This window comes from Pseudomonas sp. N-1-13, from assembly GCF_057787095.1.
Genome location: NZ_JBYNRI010000001.1, coordinates 2,489,039 through 2,512,333 on the forward strand (window position 1 = coordinate 2,489,039; position 23,295 = coordinate 2,512,333).

Below are 23,295 nucleotides of genomic sequence, written 5' to 3' on the forward strand. Positions count from 1 at the left end.
CCTCAGATGTTGCTTCGAAACCGAAGGCCTGCTGCGCGACTACGCCGTGCGTGACGGGCGATGGGTGGACACCCTGGCGATGGCGCGGTTGCGCTGAGTAGGTCCCAGCACGAACGAATCACTGAGTCACCGCCTGATCGGACGCGACGTAGGTGAACGTGGCGCTTTCGGTGGCACTGTTGGCAGGTGTCAGACGAATGATCGGCACGACAATTTTCGGATTGGTGGAGTTATAAAAGTCGCGTTGGTTGTAGCGAGCGTCGGGCAACCCCTCGTTGGTGCCTCCTGCAACAAAGAAGAAGGCCATGATGGGGAAAGTGTTTGGCCGTCCTGGTGTCCAGGTCTTGATGATGATCTCGTTATGCTCAGCGAATCCTCTCGCCCCTATCAGAACCTTGCCCAGCACCGAGGCGTAGAACGCCGGTCCGGCCAGTTGATTGCGGTCATCGTTGACATCGAATCCGCATTGGCGCAGGTGTTCATTACCCCCCGGCATAGTCCATATGCCCAGCCATTGTTGCGCAGTGGTCACGCCGGCCAGATGGCAGAGTTGGCTTAACGCGGGATAGTCCACGTGGTGGCCACAAGGGCTGGTACGGTGCCAGGTCCAGGCATCCATCGGGTATGAGCACAGATAGTCCAGGTCAATCTTGTCAGGCGGTGCGCCGAAGATGGGGTAGAGGATAAGGCCGTTGCCGTGGCCCCACGCCAGCCGCCCGAAATTGGCGTCTGCCCGTAGATAAGAGAAAGACACTCCGCCACTGGTTATTGAGGTTGGGCTGGGGTCCCAGACTTTGTATTGTTCTTCGGGGTCTTTTACCGTCACCCTGAGGGTGACACCCGAGCAGAGGAACGAGGGTTGCGAGTCGGAATTGTTGCAGTTGGGAAATTTGCGATGGTAAAGCGTGGTCAGGAAACTGGCGGTCTCAGGCCCATCGAGTACCTGGACTCCGTTGATTGTGATGGGGGCAGGCGGTGCTGTCGTGACTTGTGCGCACCCGACCATCAACGTGATTAACAGCAACCCCATTAATTTACGCACGGTACGTCCTCCTGCAATGGAAAAGCAGCGTCAAAACCGTTGGTTAGCTGAAAAACCGAGTCAGGCGATCAATCTCAGAAACCATGAAAAGATGATCGGCGTGCCGGTGCCGGTTTCCCGGAGTGTCCAGTTGACCATGATGGGCTTCCCGCGGTTTTCCGCTATCCAGGCAGGGGGCACGGACAGGTCGGTTTGGCTGGTACCGGCTGTTATCCGAATTTCCTCACCGTAGCGGGCCGTCACGCCAAACAGCGCCATTCGTGCGGTATGCGCGGTGAGCAGGGCTGGATGATAGGCCCGGAGATTGGTTTTGCTGCCGTCCAGCGTCGGTTCCCGTAGCGTGTATTTTTGTGGCGTGACCGTAATGTCCAGGTCTCTCGATGGAATATCCGTAGTGGTGCCAGGCGCTCTGACGGTGTAATAGACCTCCGCACCGGTGCCGATGCAATCCACCACTTCGTTTCTGGGTACCTGGAATCTCAACGTTTGACCAGCAACCGATACCGTCTGGATCTCACTGCCCCAGGTGGAGTTACGCCCAACCCAATACACTTTTACGTCCTGCCCCGGAGCCGAACCGATGTAGTTCACTTCGACGTTGGCGAATTGGGCGTCATAGAAATCTCTTTCGAAATTCAGGCGCTCGCCATTGAGTTCCCTGGCCTCCAGGACCCTGGGTTTGGTGAGGTCGAGTGCCGGTTGGCGAATGTGCACATCGATGTAGGTGGCCCTTGACCATATCGCCTGCGGGCCGCTGGAGTTGCCCAGCAGGTCAGTTACTCTGAACCGCAAAGCGAACCGGGGATTGTCTTGCCAGAAGTCGGCGGTCCGCAGAATGATGTCCACGCTGCCGGCAGCGGCCTCGGTAGCGCTTACGGTGCGCGTCATTTCCTGGCTGTCACGGTCCACTGTGATGACGTCTTTTTCCCTCATGTAGGGATAGCGGATGGTAAGGATCACCCCTTGGCTGGCCATTGCCGCATCCACCCCCTTGGTGATGACCTCGGAGGGCAGGGTGAGGGTCAGGTTGGGATTGTCGCCTGGGGTCGAGACTTCGCCCCCCGGCCGTGGCCGGTGGAAGAGCACGTCCAATGACTGTGATGTTTCGGGAATCGTCTGACCTACACGCAGTACGCTCAGGCGTATCTGGTTGATGCCGTTGCTCAACAGGGCTTCCGGCAGGTTCAGCGTGAATGGCTGATTCACTTCACCCGGCATAATGGTCTTGTTCAGCACGGGGATGTCGGAATTGCTCAGCAAGATGCGGGCGTCGTCATATTCGGCCTGTTGGGTCCAGGGTTCCACCAGCAATGGCAGCAATCCATTGGCGAGCAAACGAAGCGGGATACCGCCGTGCGGGTTTGCTGGGTGTTCAACCGTCACCATCCCGATGATGATGACACGGTTGATGACTTCGATTTCATTGTCCGGGCTCAGGCTGGTCATGGCGCGTCCTCCTCTTGCCAAGCGTCGTCGGAGTTATCGTCTTGGCGGTTCGCTTCATCAAACCTCCCGCCCGCGGCTTTGACTACTGTCATTCCTGACAGGTGAGGCGAAAAAACCAGAGAAAAACCTCTCCACTCATCGGATTTCCCTGAGGTATTCCTTATCTGCGGCAAAGGTGCTGACGCACGACTATGTATGCCGCGCGTGACGGGCCAGGCGGGTTTTGCGTACGCCTGCGTCTTGAACCTGTCATCATCCAGCTTGGCAGCACCCCTTGAATCGAGGAACAGCGCATGGACGATGTAAAGCAATTGGGTGAGATGCTTCGTCACTACGCAGACAGCGAAGCGCACAAGAAGCAACAGCACGAGGCGCAAGCGGCGGTGTGGGCCGCACAGATCGAGGCGTTGTACGGGCAGATCGAGCAATGGCTGGAGCCGGTCCTGGCCCCCGGCCTTCTGACGCTGACCCGTGAGGCGTATGTGGCCCACGGGCCGAGTGTTCCGGCAGAAACCTCCGGCTTCAAGACAGAAAAGCTGACACTGTCCATCACTGGCAAGCCGGTGGAATTCATACCCGATGTAATGGGGGCCGGCGGGCAGATTTCCCTGGCGATCATGGGGCTGACTGCAACGCGTTACGGCAGCATCTCGCTGGTTTGCCTGCCGCCTTCGTTGCAGTGGCAATGGCGTCGAACCAACGGGTTGAAGGATCCGGATACTTTTACCTTCGACGCGGGCTTTCTCGCGCAGCAATTGCAGAGCCTGATACCCCGCGAGCGCGGCTGAAGGCGGTGGCGAGCAAAGGGCTTGCCCAGTGACTTGTTCCTGTCGGAGCAGGCAAAACCGCGCCCATTGGCTATACCTGTAATTCCCGGCCCCGTTTCGTGTGGCTTACAGGAGTGACAGCATGAAGTTTGCGTCAATGATTGGCACCGTGTGCATGGCCTCGCTTGCCCTGGCGGGTTGTTCCAGCAAGATCACCCAACCGGATGAGTACTCCGGCTTTCTGGGTGATTACAGCCGGCTCAAGGAGGAGAAGTCGCCGTCGGGGGCCGAAGTGATGCGCTGGGTTGATCCCACGGCAGACCTGAGCAAATACACCAGCCTTTACGTCGAGCCGACACAGCTTTACCCCAAGCCGCAGCCGACCGTGAAGATCCCCCAGGCCACCTTGTCCGGCATTACCGGTTACTACGATCAGGCGCTCAAGCGGGAAGCGGGCAAATCCCTGCCCCTGGCGACCGGCCCTGGGCCCGGAGTACTGGTGATGCGCGCGGCCATCACCGCCGTCAGCAGCAAGACCGAGGGCCTGAAGCCTTATGAAGTGATTCCGATCGCGCTGGTGGCGGCCGCGGTCAGTACCGCCAGCGGTATTCGCGACCAGGAAACCACCTTGGGCACTGAAGCGGTATTTCTCGACGGCGGCAACAATGCAGTGGTCGCCCAGGTGGTGCGCAAGGGCACGGGTAAGCCGTTGTCCAACGAAGCCCAGGTGATGAAGCCCGATGATGTCAAAGGTGTGATCGATGGTTGGGCGGCGGACTTGCATCAGTCGTTCCTGAAGCTCAAGGCTAAATAGCCCACAGGCGTCGCTGTAGGCGCTGGCGAAGCCTGCGATCTTTCGCTCTAGACTCAATTAGCAGGGCAAAGATCGCAGACTCGTTGCACTCGATAGCTCCTACACCGCCAAGCCATGACTTTTTATGTCCAACCATAGGTCGCAGAACCATTTCATGGTTAACTCCGGCCTCACCATTTTCAAACCTGTCAGAAGGAATCCGTTCATGGCTCAAGTCACCCTCAAAGGCAACCCGGTTCAAGTCAACGGCCAGTTGCCACAAGCCGGTTCCAAGGCGCCAGCCTTTTCCCTGGTAGCCGGCAATCTGTCCGACGTTTCCCTGAAGGATTTCGCCGGCAAGCGCAAAGTGCTGAACATTTTCCCAAGCGTCGATACCCCGACCTGCGCCACCTCCGTTCGCAAGTTCAACGCCCAGGCCAACGAACTGAGCAACACCGTGGTGCTGTGCATCTCGGCTGACCTGCCGTTCGCCCAGGCGCGTTTCTGCGGTGCCGAAGGCCTGGAAAATGTCCAGAACCTGTCCACCCTGCGCGGCAGTGAGTTCATCGAGAATTATGGCGTGGCGATTGCTGATGGCCCGCTCAAAGGCTTGACCGCCCGTGCCGTGGTGGTGCTCGACGAAAACGACAACGTGCTGCACAGCGAGCTGGTCAAGGAAATCGCTGAAGAGCCCAACTACGACGCTGCTCTAGCTGTACTGAAATAAAGTATTTATTACAATTGTTAACGGCCTGGCCTTGTCCAGGCCGTTTTCATTTGTGCTTCAAGACCTTAGCCAACTACGCGATAGGTAAGCCCAAGGTAAATTGCCGGTAAAGGCGCTTTGCTAAATACCCGCCAGTGCTTATCGTTCAGCCTCCCGTAAAAGAAGCCCACGCGCCCAATGGTTGATCATTCCATGCAATCCTCTGTTTCCCACAAATCCCGTCGCTGGCTGTTTGGCCTGGTCGTCGTATTGATCGTCGCGGCGCTGGCCTGGAAGTTCTGGCCCGCCGGGACGGACCAAAAGCCCGGAGCAGGGCAAAAAGCGCCTGCTGAACAGGCGGGGCGGTCGGGCGGGATGCGGCCAGGGTTTGGGGGGGCGACAGGGCCGGTACCGGTTCGGGTAGCGCCGGCAGTCACCGGTGATTTTCCGCTTTACTACAAGGCGTTGGGCACCGTCACGGCCCTCAATACCATCAACGTGCGCAGCCGGGTGGGTGGCGAGCTGGTCAAGATCGCCTTTGAAGAAGGGCAAATGGTCAAGGCTGGAGACCTGCTGGCTGAAATCGACCCGCGTCCATACCAGAACGCCTTGCTCCAGGCCGAAGGCACGCTGCTGCAGAATCAGGCCCAACTGAAAAATGCCCAGGTAGACCTCGAGCGTTATCGTGGCCTGTATGCCGAGGACAGCATCGCCAAACAGACCCTCGATACCGCCGCCGCCTTGGTGGGCCAGTACCAGGGCACGGTCAAGACCAACCAGGCGGCAGTCAACGACGCCAAGCTCAATCTGGAGTTCACCAGGATCCGGGCGCCGATCTCCGGCCGGGTCGGTTTGCGGCAACTGGACGTTGGCAATCTGGTGGCCGCCAACGACACTACCGCGCTGGCGGTCATCACCCAGACGCAACCCATCAACGTCGTGTTTACGCTGCCGGAAACCAACCTGGATACCGTGCTTGCCCGCTATCGCAGCGGGGCGAAGCTGCCAGTGGAAGCCTGGGACCGTAGTGACCTGAAGCTGCAGGCCAGCGGTGTACTGCAAAGCCTGGACAACCAGATCGACATCACCACCGGCACCCTGAAGTTCAAGGCTCGCTACGATAACCGCGACCAGTCGCTGTTCCCCAACCAGTTCGTCAATGTGCATCTGTTGGCCGACACCCTCAAAAATGTAGTCCTGGCGCCGACCGCTGCGATTCAGTTCGGCACCAACGGCACCTTCGTCTACGCCCTGGATGGCGATAAAAAAGTCACCATCAGAAAGCTGAAGATCGGCGCCAGCGACGGCGAACACACCGTAGTCACCGAAGGCCTGGCCGCAGGTGATCGAGTAGTGCTAGAAGGCACCGATCGCCTGAAGGAAGGCAGTGAGGTGGATGTGGTCAACGACAGCCAGGACGTGCCCACCACGCCGACCGAACACCTGCAGGGCAAAACGGCGGCGGCCCCGGCTGAACCGGCCGTGGCCGACAAGGCGAAAAAGGGCGGCGCATGAACCTCTCGCGTCTGTTCATCCTTCGCCCGGTCGCCACCACCCTGAGCATGCTGGCCATCGTGCTGGCCGGTCTGATCGCCTATCGGTTGCTGCCGGTGTCAGCATTGCCCCAGGTCGATTATCCGACCATCCGCGTGATGACCCTGTACCCGGGCGCCAGTCCCGACGTGATGACCAGCGCCGTGACCGCCCCCCTGGAACGGCAGTTCGGGCAGATGCCGGGCCTGACGCAAATGGCGTCCACCAGCTCCGGCGGCGCGTCGGTGATTACCCTGCGTTTCAGCCTCGACATCAACATGGATGTCGCCGAGCAACAGGTGCAGGCGGCGATCAACGCGGCCACCAACCTGCTGCCCAACGATCTGCCGGCCCCGCCGGTGTACAACAAGGTCAACCCGGCCGACACCCCGGTGCTGACCCTGGCGATCACCTCCAAGACCATGTTGCTGCCCAAGCTCAATGACCTGGTGGACACCCGCATGGCGCAGAAAATCGCCCAGATCAGCGGGGTCGGCATGGTTTCGATCGCCGGCGGTCAGCGCCAGGCTGTGCGGATCAAGGTCAATCCCGAGGCCCTGGCAGCCGCAGGTCTGAACCTGGCGGACGTGCGCACCCTGGTCGGCGCCTCCAACGTCAACCAGCCCAAGGGCAACTTCGACGGACCGACCCGGGTCTCGATGCTCGATGCCAACGATCAGTTGACCTCACCCAAGGACTACGCCGAGCTGATCCTCGCCTATGCCGACGGCGCTCCGTTGCGCCTCAAGGATGTCGCGCAGATCGTCGATGGCGCCGAGAATGAACGCCTTGCCGCCTGGGCCAACGAAAATCAGGCCGTGTTGTTGAACATCCAGCGCCAGCCGGGGGCCAACGTCATCGAGGTGGTAGACCGGATCAAGGCCTTGCTGCCGAGCATTACCGACAACCTGCCGGCCGGCCTGGACGTTACGGTGCTGACTGACCGCACCCAGACCATTCGCGCTTCGGTCACCGACGTACAGCATGAACTGCTGATCGCCATCGCCCTGGTGGTCATGGTGACGTTCCTGTTCCTGCGTCGGGTCAGTGCCACGATCATTCCGTCGGTGGCTGTACCGTTGTCGCTGATCGGCACGTTCGGCGTGATGTACCTGGCCGGTTTTTCCATCAACAACCTGACGCTGATGGCCCTGACCATTGCCACCGGTTTTGTGGTGGACGATGCCATCGTCATGCTGGAAAACATTGCCCGCTACATCGAGGAGGGCGAAAGCCCCATGCAGGCCGCGCTCAAGGGCGCGAAGCAGATTGGCTTCACTTTGATTTCGCTGACGCTGTCGCTGATCGCGGTGTTGATCCCGTTGCTGTTCATGGCCGACGTGGTTGGGCGCTTGTTCCGCGAGTTCGCCATCACCCTGGCGGTGGCGATCCTGATCTCTCTTGTGGTGTCGCTGACCCTGACGCCGATGATGTGTGCCCGGTTGCTCAAGCGCGAACCCAAAGAGCAGGAGCAGGGGCGTTTCTACCGCGCCAGCGGCGCCTGGATCGACTGGATGATCGCCGCCTACGGTCGCAAGTTGCAGTGGGTGCTCAAGCATCAGCCGCTGACCCTGCTGGTTGCCGTGGGCAGCCTGGTGCTGACGGTGGTGTTGTACCTGGCCGTGCCCAAGGGGTTTTTCCCGGTGCAGGACACCGGGGTGATCCAGGGTATTTCCCAGGCGCCACAGTCGATTTCCTTCGCCGCCATGAGCGAGCGCCAACAGCAGCTGGCCAAGGTGATCCTGGCCGATCCAGCGGTGCAGAGCCTGTCTTCCTACATCGGCGTGGACGGTGACAACGCCACGCTCAACAGTGGTCGCTTGCTGATCAATCTCAAGCCCCACAGCGAACGGGATGACAGCGCCACCGAAACCATCGCCCGCTTGCAGCCGCAACTGGACCGGCTGGTGGGCATCCGCCTGTTCATGCAACCGGTGCAGGACCTGACCATCGAAGACCGGGTCAGCCGCACCCAGTACCAGTTCAGCCTGTCTTCGCCGGATGCCGAGTTGCTTAGCCTCTGGAGCGATCGCCTTGTCGAAGCCTTGGCCCGGCAGCCGGAGTTGACCGACGTCGCCAGCGACTTGCAGGACAAAGGTCTGCAGGTCTACCTGGTGATCGACCGCGACGCCGCGTCTCGCCTGGGCGTATCGGTGTCGGACATCACCGATGCACTGTATGACGCTTTCGGCCAGCGGCAGATTTCCACCATTTACACCCAGGCCAGCCAGTATCGGGTGGTGTTGCAGGCCCAGGCCGGGGAGCGCATCGGGCCGCAGGCGCTGGATCAGATTCACGTCAAGACCACCGATGGTGGCCAGGTGCGGCTGTCGAGTCTGGCCCGCGTCGAGGAGCGTCAGGCCCAGTTGGCCATTGCTCACATCGGCCAGTTCCCGGCGGTGATGATGTCGTTCAACCTGGCGCCCGATGTAGCCCTCGGGCACGCGGTGGACGTGATCGAGAAGGTCCAGCAGGACATTGGCATGCCGGTCGGGGTGCAGACCCAATTCCAGGGCGCGGCCCAGGCGTTCCAGGCCTCGCTGTCGAGTACCTTGCTGCTGATCCTTGCGGCGGTGGTGACCATGTACATCGTGCTCGGCGTTCTGTACGAGAGCTACATCCACCCGATCACGATTCTCTCCACATTGCCCTCGGCGGCCATCGGCGCCTTGCTGGCGCTGATCATCAGCGGCAATGACCTGGGCATGATCGCGATCATCGGCATCATCCTGCTGATCGGCATCGTCAAGAAAAACGCGATCATGATGATCGACTTCGCCCTCGACGCCGAACGCAACCAGGGCATGGATCCGCAGACGGCCATCTACCAGGCCGCGTTGCTGCGTTTCAGGCCGATCCTGATGACCACACTGGCGGCCCTGTTCGGTGCGGTGCCACTGATGCTCGCCACGGGCTCCGGCGCCGAACTGCGCCAGCCTTTGGGGCTGGTGATGGTGGGTGGGTTGTTGGTGAGCCAGGTGCTGACGTTGTTCACCACGCCGGTGATTTACCTGTATTTCGACCGCCTGGGGCGCCGCTTTGCCAAGCCTGATGGGGAAGAGGTGCGGGTATGACGGCAGCACTCGGCATCCCGGAGCCTGAGGGCTTTGTGTGGCGAGGGAGCTTGCTCCCGCTATGTGGGAGCAAAGCTTGCTCGCGAAACAGGCGTCTCGATTCTGCAGGACCGCATCGCCCTCATCGCGGGCAAGCCTTGCTCCCACAGGGCGGGGATATATCCCCTCGCCACAAGAGCCCGACCATCCCTCACGGCATATCGTCTGAAGCCTGGAGCGGTCACCCATGAACCTCTCCGGCCCTTTCATCCGCCGCCCCGTAGCGACCATGCTCCTGAGCTTTGCAATCATGCTGCTCGGTGGCGTGAGCTTTGGCTTGCTGCCGGTTGCACCGTTGCCGCAGATGGATTTTCCGGTGATCGTGGTCCAGGCCAACTTGCCGGGGGCCAGCCCCGAGGTGATGGCGTCGACGGTAGCAACGCCGCTTGAGCGTTCCTTTGGCGCCATCGCCGGGGTCAATACCATGAGCAGCCGGTCCAGCCAGGGCTCTACCCGGGTGATCCTGCAATTTGACCTGGACCGCGACATCAACGGCGCGGCGCGGGAAGTGCAGGCGGCCATCAATGCCTCGCGCAACCTGTTGCCCAGCGGCATGCGCAGCATGCCCACGTACAAGAAGGTCAACCCGTCCCAGGCGCCGATCATGGTGCTGTCGCTGACCTCGGATGTGCTGGAGAAGGGCCAGCTCTACGATTTGGCTTCAACCATCCTTTCCCAGAGCCTGTCCCAAGTGTCGGGCGTGGGCGAGGTACAGATTGGTGGCAGTTCCTTGCCGGCGGTGCGCATCGAACTGGAGCCGCAACTGCTCAACCAGTACGGCGTAGCCCTGGATGATGTGCGCAGCGCCATTGCCGACAGCAACGTGCGCCGGCCCAAGGGTTCGGTCGAGGACGCACAGCGCATGTGGCAAATCCAGGCCAACGATCAGTTAGAGAAGGCCAAGGACTACGAAACGCTGATCATCCGTTACCAGGACGGCTCGGTGCTGCGCCTCAAGGACGTAGCAAAAGTCACCGACGGCGTCGAAGACCGCTACAACAGCGGTTTCTTCAACGATGACGCAGCCGTGCTGCTGGTGATCAACCGTCAGGCTGGCGCCAACATCATCGAGACGGTCAATGAGATCAAGAACCAGCTGCCGGCGTTGCAGGCCGTGCTGCCGGCCAGCGTCAAGCTGAACCTGGCCATGGACCGCTCACCGGTGATCAAGGCCACGCTGCACGAGGCGGAAATGACCCTGCTGATTGCCGTGGCCCTGGTGGTGCTGGTGGTGTTCCTGTTCCTGGGCAATTTTCGCGCCTCACTGATCCCGACCCTGGCGGTGCCGGTGTCCCTGGTAGGCACGTTTGCGGTGATGTACCTCTACGGCTTCTCCCTGAACAACCTGTCGTTGATGGCGTTGATCCTCGCCACCGGCCTGGTGGTGGACGACGCCATCGTAGTGCTGGAGAACATTTCCCGGCACATCGACGAAGGCGTACCGCCCATGAAGGCGGCCTACCTGGGCGCCGAAGAGGTGGGCTTTACGCTGCTGTCGATGAACGTCTCACTGGTGGCGGTGTTTCTCTCGATCCTGTTCATGGGCGGGATTATCGAGAGTCTGTTTCGCGAGTTCTCCATCACCCTGGCGGCGGCCATCGTGGTCTCGCTGGTGGTGTCGCTGACCCTCACGCCGATGCTCTGCGCTCGCTGGCTCAAGCCCCACGTGCCGGGGCAGGAGAATCGCTTGCAGCGCTGGAGCCGGCGCCTCAACGAGCGGATGGTCCGTGGTTACGCGCGCAGCCTGGACTGGGTGCTGCGCCATCGGCGCCTGACCTTGCTGAGCCTGCTGGTGACCATAGGGGTGAACATCGCACTCTACGTGGTGGTGCCGAAAACCTTCATGCCTCAGCAGGACACCGGCCAGTTGATCGGTTTCGTGCGCGGCGACGACGGACTCTCGTTCAACGTCATGCAGCCGAAGATGGAAATCTTTCGTCGCGCCGTGCTGAAGGATGAAGCCGTAGAAAGCGTGGCGGGGTTCATCGGCGGCAACAACGGCACCAACAATGCCTTCATGCTGGTACGCCTCAAACCGATCAACGAGCGTGGGATCTCCGCGCAGAAAGTCATCGAGCGCTTGCGCAAGGAGATGCCCCTGGTGCCGGGTGGCCGCTTGATGCTGATGGCCGACCAGGATCTGCAGTTTGGTGGTGGACGTGAGCAGACCACCTCGCAGTATTCCTACATCCTGCAGAGCGGTGACCTGGCGTCGCTACGTCAATGGTACCCCAAAGTCGCGGCGGCCTTCAGGGCCTTGCCGGAGCTGACCGCTATCGACGCTCGCGACGGCGGCGGCGCCCAGCAGATCACGCTGGTGGTGGACCGTGACCAGGCCAAGCGCCTGGGCATCGACATGGATATGGTCACCTCGGTGTTGAACAACGCCTACAGCCAGCGGCAGATATCCACCATCTATGACAGCCTCAACCAGTATCAGGTGGTGATGGAGGTCAACCCCAAGTACGCCCAGGACCCGAGCACCCTCGAGCAGGTCCAGGTCATTACCGCTGACGGCGCGCGGGTGCCCCTGTCGACCATCGCGCATTATGAGAGCAGCCTGGAGGATGATCGGGTCAGCCATGAGGGTCAGTTCGCCTCCGAGGACATATCGTTCGATTTGGCCGAGGGTGTGACGGTGGAGCAGGGCACGGCCGCCATCGAGCGGGCAATTGCCAGGCTCGGGATGCCCGAAGACATCATCGCAAAAATGGCCGGCACCGCCGATGCGTTCGCGGCAACCCAGAAGAGCCAGCCGTTCATGATCCTGGGTGCATTGCTGGCGGTGTACCTGGTGCTGGGTGTGTTGTACGAGAGCTACATTCATCCGCTGACCATCCTGTCCACCTTGCCGTCGGCCGGTGTCGGCGCACTGCTGTCGATCTACTTGTTGGGCGGCGAGTTCAGCCTGATTTCGTTGTTGGGCCTGTTCCTGCTGATTGGCGTGGTGAAGAAAAACGCGATCCTGATGATCGACCTGGCGTTGCAACTGGAGCGCGGCGGGCAGTCGCCGCAGGACTCGATCCGCAACGCCTGCCTGCTGCGCTTGCGGCCGATTCTGATGACTACGCTGGCGGCGATCCTCGGTGCCTTGCCGCTATTGCTTGGCGGTGCCGAAGGCTCGGAGATGCGCCAGCCGCTGGGCCTGACCATCATCGGCGGACTGGTGTTCAGCCAGATCCTGACCCTCTATACCACGCCTGTGGTTTACCTTTATCTCGACAAACTGCGCCATCGCTTCAACCGCTGGCGCGGCGTGCGCACTGATGCTGCCCTGGAAACTCCGCTATGACCGACCGTTCGCTTTTCAATCTTGTCGCACCGCTGGCGACCGCCCGTGGCTCGCGGCTGCTGAGCCTGACGCTGTGCGTGGCGATGCTCAGCGCCTGCGCCATCGGCCCGGATTACCAGCGCCCGGTGGCCGCGGCGCCCGTGCAGTACAAGGAGGCTGAGGGTTGGCGCCAGGCCAATCCTAGCGACGCCTTGGCTCGGGGTGCCTGGTGGGAGTTGTACGGCGATGCCCGGCTCAATGGCCTGGTGGAGAAACTCAACACCTCCAACCAGACCGTGGCCCAGGCCGAAGCCCAGTACCGTCAGGCCCAGGCCTTGGTTCGCAGTGCCCGGGGCGCGTTCTTCCCCTCTGTTGACCTGACCGTCGGCAAGAACCGCTCCAGCCAGGGCACCGGCAGCAGTAATTCGAGCCTGAGCAGTTCGGCCAGTGGCATCCGCGACACCTACAGCGCCCAGGCCGGTGTCAGTTGGGAGGCGGACGTCTGGGGCAAGTTGCGTCGCACTCTGCAAGCCAATGAAGCCAGCGCCGAAGCCAGCTTCGCCGATCTGGCCGCCATGCGCCTGAGCCAGCAATCGGAACTGGTGCAAAACTACCTGCAATTGCGGGTGATCGACGAGCAGAAGCGCTTGTTGCAGACCACCGTGGACAACTATCAGCGTTCGTTGAAGATGACCGAAAACCAATACCGCGCGGGCGTATCCGGCAGGGACGCGGTGGCTCAGGCGCAGACTCAGCTCAAGACTACCCAGGCCGAGTTGATCGACCTGATCTGGCAACGCGCTCAATTTGAAAACGCCATCGCCGTGCTGATCGGCCTGCCGCCGGCCGAATTCAGCCTGGCAGAAACCCAGGACATCCCGACCCTTCCGCAAATCCCCGTGGCGCTGCCCTCGCAGTTGCTTGAGCGCCGGCCGGACATTGCCTCGGCGGAGCGTTCGGTGATGGCCGCCAACGCCAACATCGGCGTGGCCAAGGCCGCCTATTACCCGGACCTGACCCTGAGCTTGAGCGGCGGTTACAGCAGCAGTACCTACGATAACTGGGTGAGTGTGCCGAATCGCTTCTGGTCGGTGGGACCGCAGCTGGCGATGACGTTGTTCGATGGCGGCCAGCGTTCGGCGGAAGTCGACCGCACCGTCGCGGCCTACGACCAGACGGTCGCCACCTATCGTCAGACGGTGCTCGACGGTTTTCGCGAAGTGGAAAATTACATGATCCAGCTCAAAGTCCTGGAAGACGAAGCCCGCGTGCGCCAGGAGGCCCTGGATGCCGCCCGCGAATCCTTGCGCCTGACCCAGAACCAGTACAGGGCAGGGCTGATCGCCTACCTGGATGTCGTCACGGTCCAGGCCACCGCGCTGAGTAATGAACGCAGTGTGCTGACCTTGCAGCAGAGCCGGTTGATCGCGAGTGTGCAACTGATCGCCGCATTGGGTGGTGGGTGGGATGGGCAGATGCAGGTGAGTGAATAATCCGTGATTGAAGGTGATCCCTGTGGCGAGGGGATTTATCCCCGCTGGGCTGCGCAGCAGACCCCAAATACCTCTGTCGGGATGCAGGGGCCGCTTCGCGCCCCAACGGGGATAAATCCCCTCGCCACAGAGACATCTTTACCTGACCGGTCGCCAGGTCCCGCTTTTGGCCGATGCACTGTCTACGACCCGGTGCGTTGACTTGTTATAGTTCAGGCCTCTTTTTCAGCCGGTAAAGGATCACTGCCATGTCGCAATACCAAGCGTTCACCGTCGAACTTGCAGACAATATCGCCCATGTGCAGATCAATCGACCGGACAAGATCAATGCAATGAACGCCGCGTTCTGGAGCGAGATCGTCGAAATCTTCCAATGGATCGACGACACCGACGAAGCGCGCGTGGTGGTATTGAGCGGGGCCGGCAAACACTTCTCCTCGGGCATCGACCTGATGATGCTGGCCGCCGTCGCCAATGAGCTGGGCAAGGACGTGGGCCGCAACGCACGCCTGTTGCGCCGCAAGATCCTGCAACTGCAGGCCTCGTTCAACGCCGTGGACAACTGTCGCAAACCGGTGCTTGCCGCTATCCAGGGTTATTGCCTGGGCGGCGCCATCGACCTGATTTCAGCCTGCGACATGCGTTATGCCGCCGAGGATGCACAGTTCTCCATCAAGGAAATCGATATCGGCATGGCGGCCGATGTTGGCACATTGCAACGCTTGCCCCGGATCATCGGGGACGGCATGCTGCGTGAACTCGCTTATACGGGGCGCACCTTTGGTGCCGACGAAGCGCGCAGCATCGGCCTGGTCAATCGTGTCTACAGTGATACCGCCAGCCTGCTTGACGGTGTCATGGGCATCGCTCGGGAAATCGCCGCCAAGTCGCCGATCGCCGTGACCGGTACCAAGGAAATGATCAGCTACATGCGCGACCACCGCATCGACGACGGGCTGGAATACGTCGCCACCTGGAACGCCGCCATGCTGCAATCGACCGACCTGCGCGTGGCCATGGCCGCCCATATGAGCAAACAGAAACCTGAATTTCAGGATTGATTGATCATGATTTCACGCTGGACCACCGCAGTACTCGATACCGATCTCCCGGGGGGCTGGGCCGTGGCCCGCAGCCCGGAAGGCTTTCTGTTCGATGACAACGGCGCGCTGTTTTCCCGCGACTGGCTCAAGCGCCAGGACCTGTCGATCCTCGCCGAGCATGGCATTGGCCACCTGGATGGCGAGCCGGTCTATCTGCTGGAGCTGCATAGCGCACAGGACATCCCCGGCTGCAGCTGGAAGGGGCTGCGGGCCTTCATGCTCGAGGATGACCACACGCTGTACAAGGTCCTGGGCTATGCCGCGCAGATCGGCACCTGGGCTCGGGAGTGCCGTTTCTGTGGCAGCTGTGGCAAACGCATGGGCCAGATTGCCCGGGAACGGGCGATGTATTGCGATGCCTGTGATTTGCGGCATTACCCGCGAATCTCACCAAGCATGATCGTGCTGATCACCCGTGGCGATGAAGTCCTGCTGGCCCGTTCGCCTCGCTTCGTCACGGGGGTCTACAGCACGCTGGCCGGGTTCGCCGAGCCAGGTGAGTCCGCCGAGGATTGCCTGGTTCGTGAGGTGCGCGAAGAAGTCAGCATCGAGGTGAAGAACATTCAGTATGTCGGCAGTCAATGCTGGCCGTTTCCCCATTCGATGATGCTCGGTTTCCATGCCGAATATGCCGGTGGCGACATCGTCAGGCAGGAAGATGAAATCGAAGATGCCCAGTGGTTCAACGTGCACAACCTGCCGCCGCTGCCGGCCTCGCGTTCCATCGCCCGCTACCTGATCGACCTCTATGTGGCGCGGCGCTTAGGCCACGCTGAACCAGTGCTGCCAGGCTAGACGCACGGTCAAGCCCAGTACCACGGTGATAAATACAGGTCGGATGAATTTCGCGCCGCCGCTGATGGCGGTGCGCGCGCCGAAGAATGCCCCTACCATCACCGACAGCCCCATGCTCAGGCCGATGATCCAATCCACTTGCCCCGAAAAAATGAACACCGACAGCGCCGCGATGTTGCTGACGAAATTCATGCTGCGGGCCACACCACTGGCCTTGACCAGATCGATGGGATAGAGCAGCAGGCTGCTGACAGTCCAGAATGCACCCGTCCCAGGACCGGCCACGCCGTCGTAGAAGCCCAGGCTGAACCCCTGGGGCGCTTGCCAGGTCTTCTTGATCGGCGCATCGCTGTCCAGCGGCGCCTTGGGCGTGCCACCGAACAACAGGTACAGGCCACAGGCGAAGACGATCACCGGCAGCATCTTGTTCAGCCACTCGGCGGGCAGGTAATGGGCGACGATGGCGCCGGCCAAGGCACCGACCAGCGTGCCGACGAGGGCATGGGTCCACTGCCTTGGATGGAACAGCTTGCGCTTGTAGAACGTGAAACTGGCCGTGGCCGAACCAAAGGTCGAGCTGAGTTTGTTGGTGCCCAGGACCAGATGGGGAGGCAAGCCGGCGGTCAGCAGGGCCGGGGTGGTCAACAGGCCACCTCCACCGGCAATGGCATCGATGAACCCGGCAATGAAGGCAACGACGATCAGGATAGCGAGGGTGGTAAGGTCAACGCTGAGTTCGAAAGGCATGAAATGGGCTTATTTGGCAGGGCGCAGGTGGCTGCGGGGAAGGCCGGTATGTTACCCATAAATGGGGCAGGGCTGCGACTGCCTCCATGGGTCCCTGAAGTTCTCCGTGGTGAGGGAGCTGGCTCCGCTGGGTTGCGACGCAGGCCCAGAAGCCTTCGCACACCTATGTGGTTGTCGGGCGGAAGCTGGCCTTTGGACGAATTTTTTTTGAAATCAAGGGGTTGTCAGCCTAGGCAAATGAGTACATAATTGCGCCCATCGAACGCACTGGGACGTAAAAAATCTCAATGTTTTCAAGGAGATAGAGCTTCGTAAGCGTCTTGTTTCCTGATCAGGTTTGTACACGGTTGATGTAGCTTTCTTGCATCAAGCGTCTTGAGGCCGAATAGCAAAATGGTTATGCAGTGGATTGCAAATCCACCTACGCCGGTTCGATTCCGACTTCGGCCTCCACTTTAAAACAGCTCCGTAGATCCATGATTTACGGAGCTTTTTTATTTTCGGAGCAACGACAGGTTTTGTCTTGAAAAGGACAGAAGCAACCTTGCTTCGCCGGGAAGGGATGTATATATTCCCCCCTCTTGCTGCACCAGCCTCGACTGGCATATCTGCTCCACGCTGATGTCCATAAGGTTGACCGCGCTACCGCCCGAATGGCGAAACTGGTAGACGCATGGGACTTAAAATCCCCCGCTCGTAAGGGCGTGCCGGTTCGATTCCGGCTTCGGGCACCATCTAAAATCAAGGGTTTGCGAGCGAAAGCTAATGCAAACCCTTGTTTGTTTCTGCTCCGTCAAACCACCTTATCCAAGCTGCGCTCACAACCTGCGCCGAAATGCCTCGAGAATCTCCCGGGTGCCCTTTTTCATTTGCAGTTGCGCGATAGCGTCCAGCGGATGCCAGAGGCAGTCGCTGATTTCATTCTGTGGCCGGGCGGTCTTTGAATCGGTGACCGCGGCTTCGAACACGTGGTGTTCGGTTTCACCGTCGCTGATGCGCATCAGATAAAGCAGGTTGTGCGCGTCCAGCCCGGTCTCTTCTGCCAACTCGCGTAGTGCCGCCCCAGCATGGGTTTCGCCGCGCTCAACGGTTCCACCAGGCAATGTCCAGCGGCTGTTGGCCTTGCGCACGAGCAAGATGTAGCGATCTTCCTCGCAGATGACGGTCGCTCGAATTTTCATGGCCTTGCTCAATCCGTGACTGTCATTAAATTGAAATATAACTGCAATATTTGAGCCCGATGTCATACGGACTGTCCACTACAGTTTTTACCGGGGCCTCTCTGTACGACCGCGGCAATCGGCGAAAGACTGAACTTCATTTCAAGCCTGCACTCGCTATCTGTCAGGACTGGGCATTAAACCGATCATCGCCTCGACTGAATCAGCTTGGAAAAAACGTATCCATGTTGGGTGGATAGCCAACCTCGGGTAGAGGGGAAGTGAGAAGACATGACCACGGTTGAAGACTTCAAAATCAAATCCCACGAGCTTCTCGTGGAACTGGACGCGGCCACCTCAGAAATGATGGCGCTCGTCGACGCACATCAAACGAGCGGGGTGATTTGGGAGCAGGCCGTCCAACGCCAGCATGACGCTTATGAACGGTGGGTCGCCTATCTGAATGAGCGTGGATAGACGCAAGTTCGGGCGGGGGGACGCGATGGCAGATTCTTTGAACGGACCGTCAGGGGGTGTGCCTAAACCATAGACCTTAAGAGGATTGGACCATGTCTGAACTAGCCAGCTATTTCTGGATCGGCGTTGTGGTGCTTTTGCTGCTTGTGGATCTGTGGGCGATCATCAGTGTCTTTCGCAGTGACAAGACTGTCGGGACCAAGGCGGGATGGGCGCTGGTGTTGATCATCTTGCCTGTGGTGGGCCTGGTCATCTGGGGCGTTGCCGGCCCTCGCGGTGTGAAGGAAGGCCCGTCGTCGCCAGAGCACAGCAAAGGTTAGGGACCCTTCATTGGTTTTTCCAGCGCCCACCGGTGGTTTCGCAATCTTTCTGTGCTTGCGCCAGTTGCTCGGTGTTGTAGTAGTACCGGGTGACTTGCGCATCGTCAGGGATGTTGGCTGACTCGCCGCCACGGTCCTTGCTGGTTGAGTGCGGATTGGCCAGGGATTCCTGAGTCAGCCGGGCCTGGCACGTCGCTACATAGCCTTGGGCGCAACGTTCGACCTGGTTCTTTTCAGTGCTCAGTGCACCTTTGCTTTCGTTGCTGCACGACCAGCCAATCGTCTCGGCTGGCACGCCTTTGTATTCGTAACAACTATGGGTTTCGATCTTCGGTATCGCTTGGCTCTGGGACCGAGTGATTACATCGCAGCCTTGCGCCATGGCGACGGCAGGGCAGGCACAGGCGATCAACAGCAGGATTCTGGCGTACATGGTGTTCTCCCTCTAGCGGCTTTGCTCCGATACATATCCATATCGAGGCGCAAAGAACGCCCGCGTTCCATCGGTTTTCCAACCGGTAGAGCGTGGGGAAGAATCTGTGCAGCGCAATGCGTTAGCGGAACTTGGGCAATGGTCGCTCGGCGGGCTTGAGGGACGTCAGCGCGCTCTGGATAGAGGGGGCGTCTTTTTCGATGTCATTGAGACGATCCCGGATGCGCACGGCGGTAGGGTGCCCGCCCTGATGGTCGACCCAGTCAGCGATTTCTTTGCAGGCTGCCGCCAATCGCGCCTGACGCGATTCCAGCAAGGTGAGCACGGTGGTGATGGACTCTTTTTCAGACATGTCGCACCTCCATTGAGTGTGTATAGGGCAGCACAAAACCCGCCAGCAGCGGGTTGTACCGATAATTAAGCGTAGTTGAGTTATTTCGGGTCTGGCGAAGAAAACGGCGCACGGCCGGACGGCCGGTGCGCCAAAGAGGGGTTGCGGACTCAGCCTGACTCTTTTACCCAGGCCGGCGCGACACTGGCTCGCCAGCGCACGTCGGTAATACCGTATTTTTCTGCCAGTGGTTTTGACACCCGCTTGACCTTTTCCCTCCCGAATTTGGGGATGCGCCCGACACCCGCGTCGCAACTGGCCCAATGCCAGGCTTCGGAATTGTTCATCACTTCTGCACGAATGATGAATGACTTGGGCTCGCCATGGAGCATGTAGTCGATGATGTAAAGCGATGGCCCGCCCATAAATCCTCCCTAATTAGTTCTATACGGATGGATGCAGAGGCGGGCGGAAAATTCCATCGGATCTCCAGACGGTCAAAATCGGGGCGCGGCGAGGCTCGCGGCCGGGAACCAAACCCGGTTAACCTTCTCCAAGCTGGGCTTGGGCACCAAGGGCCATGGATCGAAGGCGAGTCAGTGCGATCACCATAAAAGGCACACAATGAAAATCTTCGCCAGGGTGTTGTCTCTCGTAGCCCTTGCCAGCGCTTTGCTGGGATGCATTGGCGCTCCTATCGAGCTGACTGCGCAGACCGAACAGCGCCTTCGCACGCAGCCGCCGATCCGCTTTCTGCTGACGTTCGATGACGGGCCCAGCGCATCATCTTTCTGGAACCCGAGCATGGGCGTGCTCGATGCCCTGGCGCAAAACCCGGTGCAGCCGGGGATCAAGGCGGTATTTTTTGTGCAGACTCGAGCGTCGCGGGCCGGTGGCAGTGATATCGGGCGTTCGGTGATGCGTCGTGAACAGCAGGAAGGGCATGTGCTGGGCTTTCATACCGCGACCTCCGGGCACAGCAACCACCGGTTCCTCAGCCCAGATGAACTGGAACAGTCGCTGCTCAATGGGAGCGCCGACATTGCCGCCATCACGGGGGAGGCTCCCAGGCTGGTGAGGCCGCCGTTCTGGAGCTTCGACACCCGCACCTTCGCGGCCTACCGGCGCCATGGCCTGCACATGTTGCTCACTGATCTGAGTGCCAACGACGGCAAAGTCTGGGGCATCACGGCGAGTCCGAGACGGCGAATCAACCTAATACGTCAGCTCAGCGAAGTGCGTGAACGTATCGCCGGCGGGCAGATACCTGCCGTTGATGGCGTCATTCCGGTGGTGGTGACCTTTCATGATCTCAATCGCTACACCGCACGACACGCCCGGGAGTACCTGCAGATTCTGATCGACGCTGCCCAGGCGACTGGGGTGAAGACCGACACCAAGCCATTTTATGACGACCGTCAGGCGCTTGAGCGAGCAGCGCTGGCTCGCACCGTCAAAGACGGCACCGAGCCGGTGCAATTGCCTGGGTTGTGGAACAGACTGTGGGGATCGGGCTCACCCTGATGGGCATGTCGCACCCGGGAAATTGCGACGCCCGGTTGATGCCCTGATGCCAACTGAGTGTAAGGTAAGGGGCGTACCTTAGGTTTATCTGGCAGGAGGTAACTATGAGTGCTGCGATGCTAACGAAAGTGCACATCAACGGTTATGACGTACTCAGTGTGAACAGCGGCCCATGGCGGGTCTGCACCCAAGTGGACCGGCTTGGCTCCTTTGCTTCCCGTGAGGAAGCGCTGGCTTACGCGGCGGCGTTGCCGGTACGCAGAAACCGAAGCGAGCGATCTGCTAACACTAAATAGCAGCGCTAGAAGGTCGTGTTCGCAGGTCAGAGTTGGCTGCACGCGCGCAACCCCCGGAGGATGCTGCGCACGCAGCCAACTCGCCCCAGTGGTTCAGGTATTGGCCAGTTCCAGCGGGATCTCCAGAGTGAACAAGGCCCCTTGACCAGGCCCATCGCTCTGGGCGTAGAGACGACCATTCATTTCAACCGCAGCCAGAGCACAGCTGTGCAAGCCAAATCCATGGCCGTCCTTGCGGGTCGTGAACCCGTGGTTAAAGATTCGAGCCTGGTTCTGCGGCGCAATACCCTCGCCTCGATCCTTGACGCTGAGGCGTAACGTACTCTCAGCGACGATCTGGATCCCTAGCGTCATTTCCCGCGGATGCCCGGAAACATTCGACATTGCGAACTTGGCGTTGCTGATCAGATTGATCAGGATCAACAGCAACCTGTGCTTGTCTCCCAGGATGGTGGGGATGTCCTGAAAATCCTTGATGACCGTGACATGGTGCCGGCTCAGCGCGCCTGCGTTCATGCGTAACGCATCTTCGAACAAATCCCTGACATTGAGCGGCTCGATCAATCTCGCGGCGCCAGCGTAGGTTTGTTGGGTGGCGACGATTTCCTTGATGTGGTCAATACTCTTGGTCAGTTGTGCCAGCTCGTCAATGAGCAGTCCCTGTTCGGCATTGATGGACTCGACCAGCTCATTGAAATAACGAGGCAACAATTTGCCTTTTTCATCCAGGGTAATGAAACGGCCCAAATCCTCGGCATGCTCATTCATCATTTTTACCGCTTTTCCCAGGCCGAGCGTCTTGCTGTTTTTCAACTTGCGGGTCACCAGGTCCGCCGAAATATTCACGCTGTTGAGAACGTTCCCCACGTTATGCAACACGTTGGTCGCGATCTCGGCCATTCCCGCCATTCGCGCCGCCTCCACCAGCTCACGTTCGGCCTGCATCAACTCGCGAGTGCGATCTTCCACCCGTTCTTCCAGCCGTTCATTGGAGGATTGCAGTTCCTGGTTAATCTGAGTGATGAGCGCGGAACTGCGAACCAACCGCGCGGCAAGGTAGATCATCAAAATGGCCATGAGGCCGGCGCATACAGCCAGATAGATATGGTATTGGCGTTCGGTCTCGGCGGTCCTGCGTTGGGTTTCGTTCAACAGCTCGTTAATACTGTCGAGCTCTTGGGCGACCGGGATAACACTGATGCGGTCAATGAGGTCATTGACGATCGGTTGTTCCTGGATAATTGATTCGACATGTTGTGTCAGCGTGCTAAAGGACGGCTGGTAGGGCTGGGGCAGTTGGGCGATGTATTGCTCCAGCGCATTGAGCTGGCTCCTTACTTCTTCGGCCTTGTCCGAGGTGACATAAAGGGCGTACTCAAGCGTTGTCAGAGTCAGGTCAAGGACACTGGAGGCAATCTCTAGGCGGTTTATCGGAGTGTCGGCGTCCATCTCCCTGAGCCGTGTCTGGATGTCGTCCTCGGCAAGTGGCAGCGCATCCAGAGCGGTGCGTAAGCGGGTGTTGTGTTGCTGGAACTGCTCCACCAGCAGGCTTTTGTTCCTCACCGCCTCCACATAGCCCTGGCGCCTGGATGCCCAAAGGGCCGCCAAAGGACCAGAATTGTTGAGCTGCTCCAACTGCGCCCATCGACTGGCCGCTTCAGGTGGCGGGGTCAGCGACAGGTTGTTATTGATGCCGATCTTTTTTCGCAGGATTTTGACGTTCCAGTTGGCGTCGGATTGTTTGAGTTGGCGGATGAAATCCCGGGATTCGAAATAGGTGGAGGCGTCATAGGTGTAGGACTTGACTAAAAAGAATATCAAGGCCGAAAACACAGCAAGCGCGACAGCCAATAAGGCGGGCCATTTATATTTTTTAATGAGAGTGGTCACACGGTCCTCCCGTCAAGGCTCTTGATCGGGCAGATCGGTGAGTTGCCAAGACAAG

Annotated in this window: 20 protein-coding genes, 2 tRNA genes and 1 pseudogene; 15 read left to right on the top strand and 8 right to left on the bottom strand. The window is 59.8% G+C overall.

Translation table 11 applies throughout. From position 1 onward, the window contains the following. Positions 1-13: 13 nt before the first annotated feature. Positions 14-97: pseudogene (locus AC3I65_RS11310) on the top strand (GNAT family N-acetyltransferase); the annotation flags it as partial. A gap of 21 nt (positions 98-118) precedes the next feature. On the opposite strand, the gene AC3I65_RS11315 reads toward AC3I65_RS11310, so the two are convergent. Further along, positions 119-1,042, bottom strand: coding sequence for a hypothetical protein (locus tag AC3I65_RS11315; protein ID WP_052915293.1), 924 nt, complete (start codon positions 1,040-1,042; stop codon positions 119-121). A gap of 60 nt (positions 1,043-1,102) precedes the next feature. Further along, a complete protein-coding gene (locus tag AC3I65_RS11320) occupies positions 1,103-2,488 on the bottom strand; it encodes a hypothetical protein (RefSeq protein ID WP_047226608.1) in 1,386 nt (461 codons plus the stop codon). 293 nt (positions 2,489-2,781) lie between these two features. On the opposite strand from AC3I65_RS11320, the gene AC3I65_RS11325 reads away from it, so the two are divergent. From AC3I65_RS11325 to nudC, 9 genes are all read left to right on the top strand, one after another. Beyond that, positions 2,782-3,276 (top strand): hypothetical protein, encoded by a 495-nt coding sequence (locus AC3I65_RS11325; protein ID WP_488523726.1) that lies wholly within the window; start codon positions 2,782-2,784, stop codon positions 3,274-3,276. Positions 3,277-3,397: 121 nt separating this feature from the next. Further along, a complete protein-coding gene (locus tag AC3I65_RS11330; RefSeq protein WP_047226606.1) occupies positions 3,398-4,069 on the top strand; it encodes a DUF3313 domain-containing protein in 672 nt (223 codons plus the stop codon). 205 nt (positions 4,070-4,274) lie between these two features. Then, entirely contained in the window at positions 4,275-4,775 is a 501-nt protein-coding gene (tpx, locus tag AC3I65_RS11335; protein ID WP_047226605.1) for a thiol peroxidase, read from the top strand. 177 nt (positions 4,776-4,952) lie between these two features. Next, positions 4,953-6,269: an MdtA/MuxA family multidrug efflux RND transporter periplasmic adaptor subunit gene (locus AC3I65_RS11340; RefSeq protein WP_488523727.1), complete on the top strand. Its 1,317-nt coding sequence runs from the start codon at positions 4,953-4,955 to the stop codon at positions 6,267-6,269. After that, on the top strand, positions 6,266-9,361 hold the full coding sequence (locus tag AC3I65_RS11345; protein ID WP_488523728.1) for an MdtB/MuxB family multidrug efflux RND transporter permease subunit: 3,096 nt from the start codon (positions 6,266-6,268) through the stop codon (positions 9,359-9,361). Before AC3I65_RS11340 ends, AC3I65_RS11345 begins: the two co-directional genes overlap by 4 nt. Positions 9,362-9,587: 226 nt before the next feature. Then, a complete protein-coding gene (locus AC3I65_RS11350; protein ID WP_107322609.1) occupies positions 9,588-12,692 on the top strand; it encodes an efflux RND transporter permease subunit in 3,105 nt (1,034 codons plus the stop codon). After that, positions 12,689-14,164, top strand: coding sequence for an efflux transporter outer membrane subunit (locus AC3I65_RS11355; protein ID WP_107322608.1), 1,476 nt, complete (start codon positions 12,689-12,691; stop codon positions 14,162-14,164). Before AC3I65_RS11350 ends, AC3I65_RS11355 begins: the two co-directional genes overlap by 4 nt. 248 nt (positions 14,165-14,412) lie before the next feature. Then, entirely contained in the window at positions 14,413-15,225 is an 813-nt protein-coding gene (locus AC3I65_RS11360; protein ID WP_047226600.1) for a crotonase/enoyl-CoA hydratase family protein, read from the top strand. A gap of 6 nt (positions 15,226-15,231) precedes the next feature. Continuing rightward, a complete protein-coding gene (gene nudC, locus AC3I65_RS11365; RefSeq protein ID WP_488523729.1) occupies positions 15,232-16,062 on the top strand; it encodes an NAD(+) diphosphatase in 831 nt (276 codons plus the stop codon). Here nudC and AC3I65_RS11370 read toward each other — a convergent pair. Continuing rightward, positions 16,030-16,809: a TSUP family transporter gene (locus tag AC3I65_RS11370; protein WP_047226598.1), complete on the bottom strand. Its 780-nt coding sequence runs from the start codon at positions 16,807-16,809 to the stop codon at positions 16,030-16,032. The two genes, nudC and AC3I65_RS11370, sit on opposite strands and share 33 nt — an antisense overlap. Before the next feature lie 379 nt (positions 16,810-17,188). Between AC3I65_RS11370 and AC3I65_RS11375 the strand changes: the two genes are divergently transcribed. Both AC3I65_RS11375 and AC3I65_RS11380 read left to right on the top strand, forming a co-directional pair. After that, a tRNA-Cys gene (locus AC3I65_RS11375) sits at positions 17,189-17,262 on the top strand. 194 nt (positions 17,263-17,456) lie between these two features. Then, positions 17,457-17,543, top strand: a tRNA-Leu gene (locus AC3I65_RS11380). An 84-nt stretch (positions 17,544-17,627) separates the two neighbouring features. Here the strand turns inward: AC3I65_RS11380 and AC3I65_RS11385 are convergent. Further along, positions 17,628-17,990: an NUDIX hydrolase gene (locus AC3I65_RS11385; RefSeq protein ID WP_488523730.1), complete on the bottom strand. Its 363-nt coding sequence runs from the start codon at positions 17,988-17,990 to the stop codon at positions 17,628-17,630. 270 nt (positions 17,991-18,260) lie between these two features. Here AC3I65_RS11385 and AC3I65_RS11390 point away from each other — a divergent pair, with 270 nt between their 5' ends. Both AC3I65_RS11390 and AC3I65_RS11395 read left to right on the top strand, forming a co-directional pair. After that, entirely contained in the window at positions 18,261-18,446 is a 186-nt protein-coding gene (locus tag AC3I65_RS11390) for a hypothetical protein (protein WP_047226596.1), read from the top strand. A 92-nt stretch (positions 18,447-18,538) separates the two neighbouring features. After that, entirely contained in the window at positions 18,539-18,766 is a 228-nt protein-coding gene (locus AC3I65_RS11395; protein WP_047226595.1) for a PLD nuclease N-terminal domain-containing protein, read from the top strand. 7 nt (positions 18,767-18,773) lie between these two features. Here the strand turns inward: AC3I65_RS11395 and AC3I65_RS11400 are convergent, their stop codons facing one another. The 3 genes from AC3I65_RS11400 to AC3I65_RS11410 form a co-directional block, all read right to left on the bottom strand. After that, entirely contained in the window at positions 18,774-19,199 is a 426-nt protein-coding gene (locus tag AC3I65_RS11400; protein WP_488523731.1) for a hypothetical protein, read from the bottom strand. A gap of 121 nt (positions 19,200-19,320) precedes the next feature. Continuing rightward, on the bottom strand, positions 19,321-19,551 hold the full coding sequence (locus AC3I65_RS11405; protein ID WP_047226593.1) for a hypothetical protein: 231 nt from the start codon (positions 19,549-19,551) through the stop codon (positions 19,321-19,323). Positions 19,552-19,700: 149 nt separating this feature from the next. Then, a complete protein-coding gene (locus AC3I65_RS11410) occupies positions 19,701-19,955 on the bottom strand; it encodes a DUF6555 family protein (protein ID WP_047226592.1) in 255 nt (84 codons plus the stop codon). 199 nt (positions 19,956-20,154) lie between these two features. On the opposite strand from AC3I65_RS11410, the gene AC3I65_RS11415 reads away from it, so the two are divergent. Next, positions 20,155-21,054 (top strand): polysaccharide deacetylase family protein, encoded by a 900-nt coding sequence (locus AC3I65_RS11415; RefSeq protein ID WP_488523732.1) that lies wholly within the window; start codon positions 20,155-20,157, stop codon positions 21,052-21,054. A gap of 389 nt (positions 21,055-21,443) precedes the next feature. On the opposite strand, the gene AC3I65_RS11420 is transcribed toward AC3I65_RS11415, so the two are convergent. Beyond that, the gene (locus AC3I65_RS11420) at positions 21,444-23,240 is read right to left on the bottom strand and encodes a DAHL domain-containing protein (protein WP_488523733.1); all 1,797 of its coding nucleotides are present in this window, start codon (positions 23,238-23,240) and stop codon (positions 21,444-21,446) included. Between the last annotated feature and the right edge of the window lie 55 nt (positions 23,241-23,295).

What these genes read in the sequence shown, in the direction of transcription:
- AC3I65_RS11320 (WP_047226608.1), bottom strand. Translation starts at nt 2,488, where the DNA reads ATGACCAGCCTGAGCCCGGACAATGAAATCGAAGTCATCAACCGTGTC.
- AC3I65_RS11325 (WP_488523726.1), top strand. Translation starts at nt 2,782, where the DNA reads ATGGACGATGTAAAGCAATTGGGTGAGATGCTTCGTCACTACGCAGAC.
- AC3I65_RS11330 (WP_047226606.1), top strand. Translation starts at nt 3,398, where the DNA reads ATGAAGTTTGCGTCAATGATTGGCACCGTGTGCATGGCCTCGCTTGCC.
- tpx (WP_047226605.1), top strand. Translation starts at nt 4,275, where the DNA reads ATGGCTCAAGTCACCCTCAAAGGCAACCCGGTTCAAGTCAACGGCCAG.
- AC3I65_RS11340 (WP_488523727.1), top strand. Translation starts at nt 4,953, where the DNA reads ATGGTTGATCATTCCATGCAATCCTCTGTTTCCCACAAATCCCGTCGC.
- AC3I65_RS11345 (WP_488523728.1), top strand. Translation starts at nt 6,266, where the DNA reads ATGAACCTCTCGCGTCTGTTCATCCTTCGCCCGGTCGCCACCACCCTG.
- AC3I65_RS11350 (WP_107322609.1), top strand. Translation starts at nt 9,588, where the DNA reads ATGAACCTCTCCGGCCCTTTCATCCGCCGCCCCGTAGCGACCATGCTC.
- AC3I65_RS11355 (WP_107322608.1), top strand. Translation starts at nt 12,689, where the DNA reads ATGACCGACCGTTCGCTTTTCAATCTTGTCGCACCGCTGGCGACCGCC.
- AC3I65_RS11360 (WP_047226600.1), top strand. Translation starts at nt 14,413, where the DNA reads ATGTCGCAATACCAAGCGTTCACCGTCGAACTTGCAGACAATATCGCC.
- nudC (WP_488523729.1), top strand. Translation starts at nt 15,232, where the DNA reads ATGATTTCACGCTGGACCACCGCAGTACTCGATACCGATCTCCCGGGG.
- AC3I65_RS11370 (WP_047226598.1), bottom strand. Translation starts at nt 16,809, where the DNA reads ATGCCTTTCGAACTCAGCGTTGACCTTACCACCCTCGCTATCCTGATC.
- AC3I65_RS11385 (WP_488523730.1), bottom strand. Translation starts at nt 17,990, where the DNA reads ATGAAAATTCGAGCGACCGTCATCTGCGAGGAAGATCGCTACATCTTG.
- AC3I65_RS11390 (WP_047226596.1), top strand. Translation starts at nt 18,261, where the DNA reads ATGACCACGGTTGAAGACTTCAAAATCAAATCCCACGAGCTTCTCGTG.
- AC3I65_RS11395 (WP_047226595.1), top strand. Translation starts at nt 18,539, where the DNA reads ATGTCTGAACTAGCCAGCTATTTCTGGATCGGCGTTGTGGTGCTTTTG.
- AC3I65_RS11400 (WP_488523731.1), bottom strand. Translation starts at nt 19,199, where the DNA reads ATGTACGCCAGAATCCTGCTGTTGATCGCCTGTGCCTGCCCTGCCGTC.
- AC3I65_RS11405 (WP_047226593.1), bottom strand. Translation starts at nt 19,551, where the DNA reads ATGTCTGAAAAAGAGTCCATCACCACCGTGCTCACCTTGCTGGAATCG.
- AC3I65_RS11410 (WP_047226592.1), bottom strand. Translation starts at nt 19,955, where the DNA reads ATGGGCGGGCCATCGCTTTACATCATCGACTACATGCTCCATGGCGAG.
- AC3I65_RS11415 (WP_488523732.1), top strand. Translation starts at nt 20,155, where the DNA reads ATGAAAATCTTCGCCAGGGTGTTGTCTCTCGTAGCCCTTGCCAGCGCT.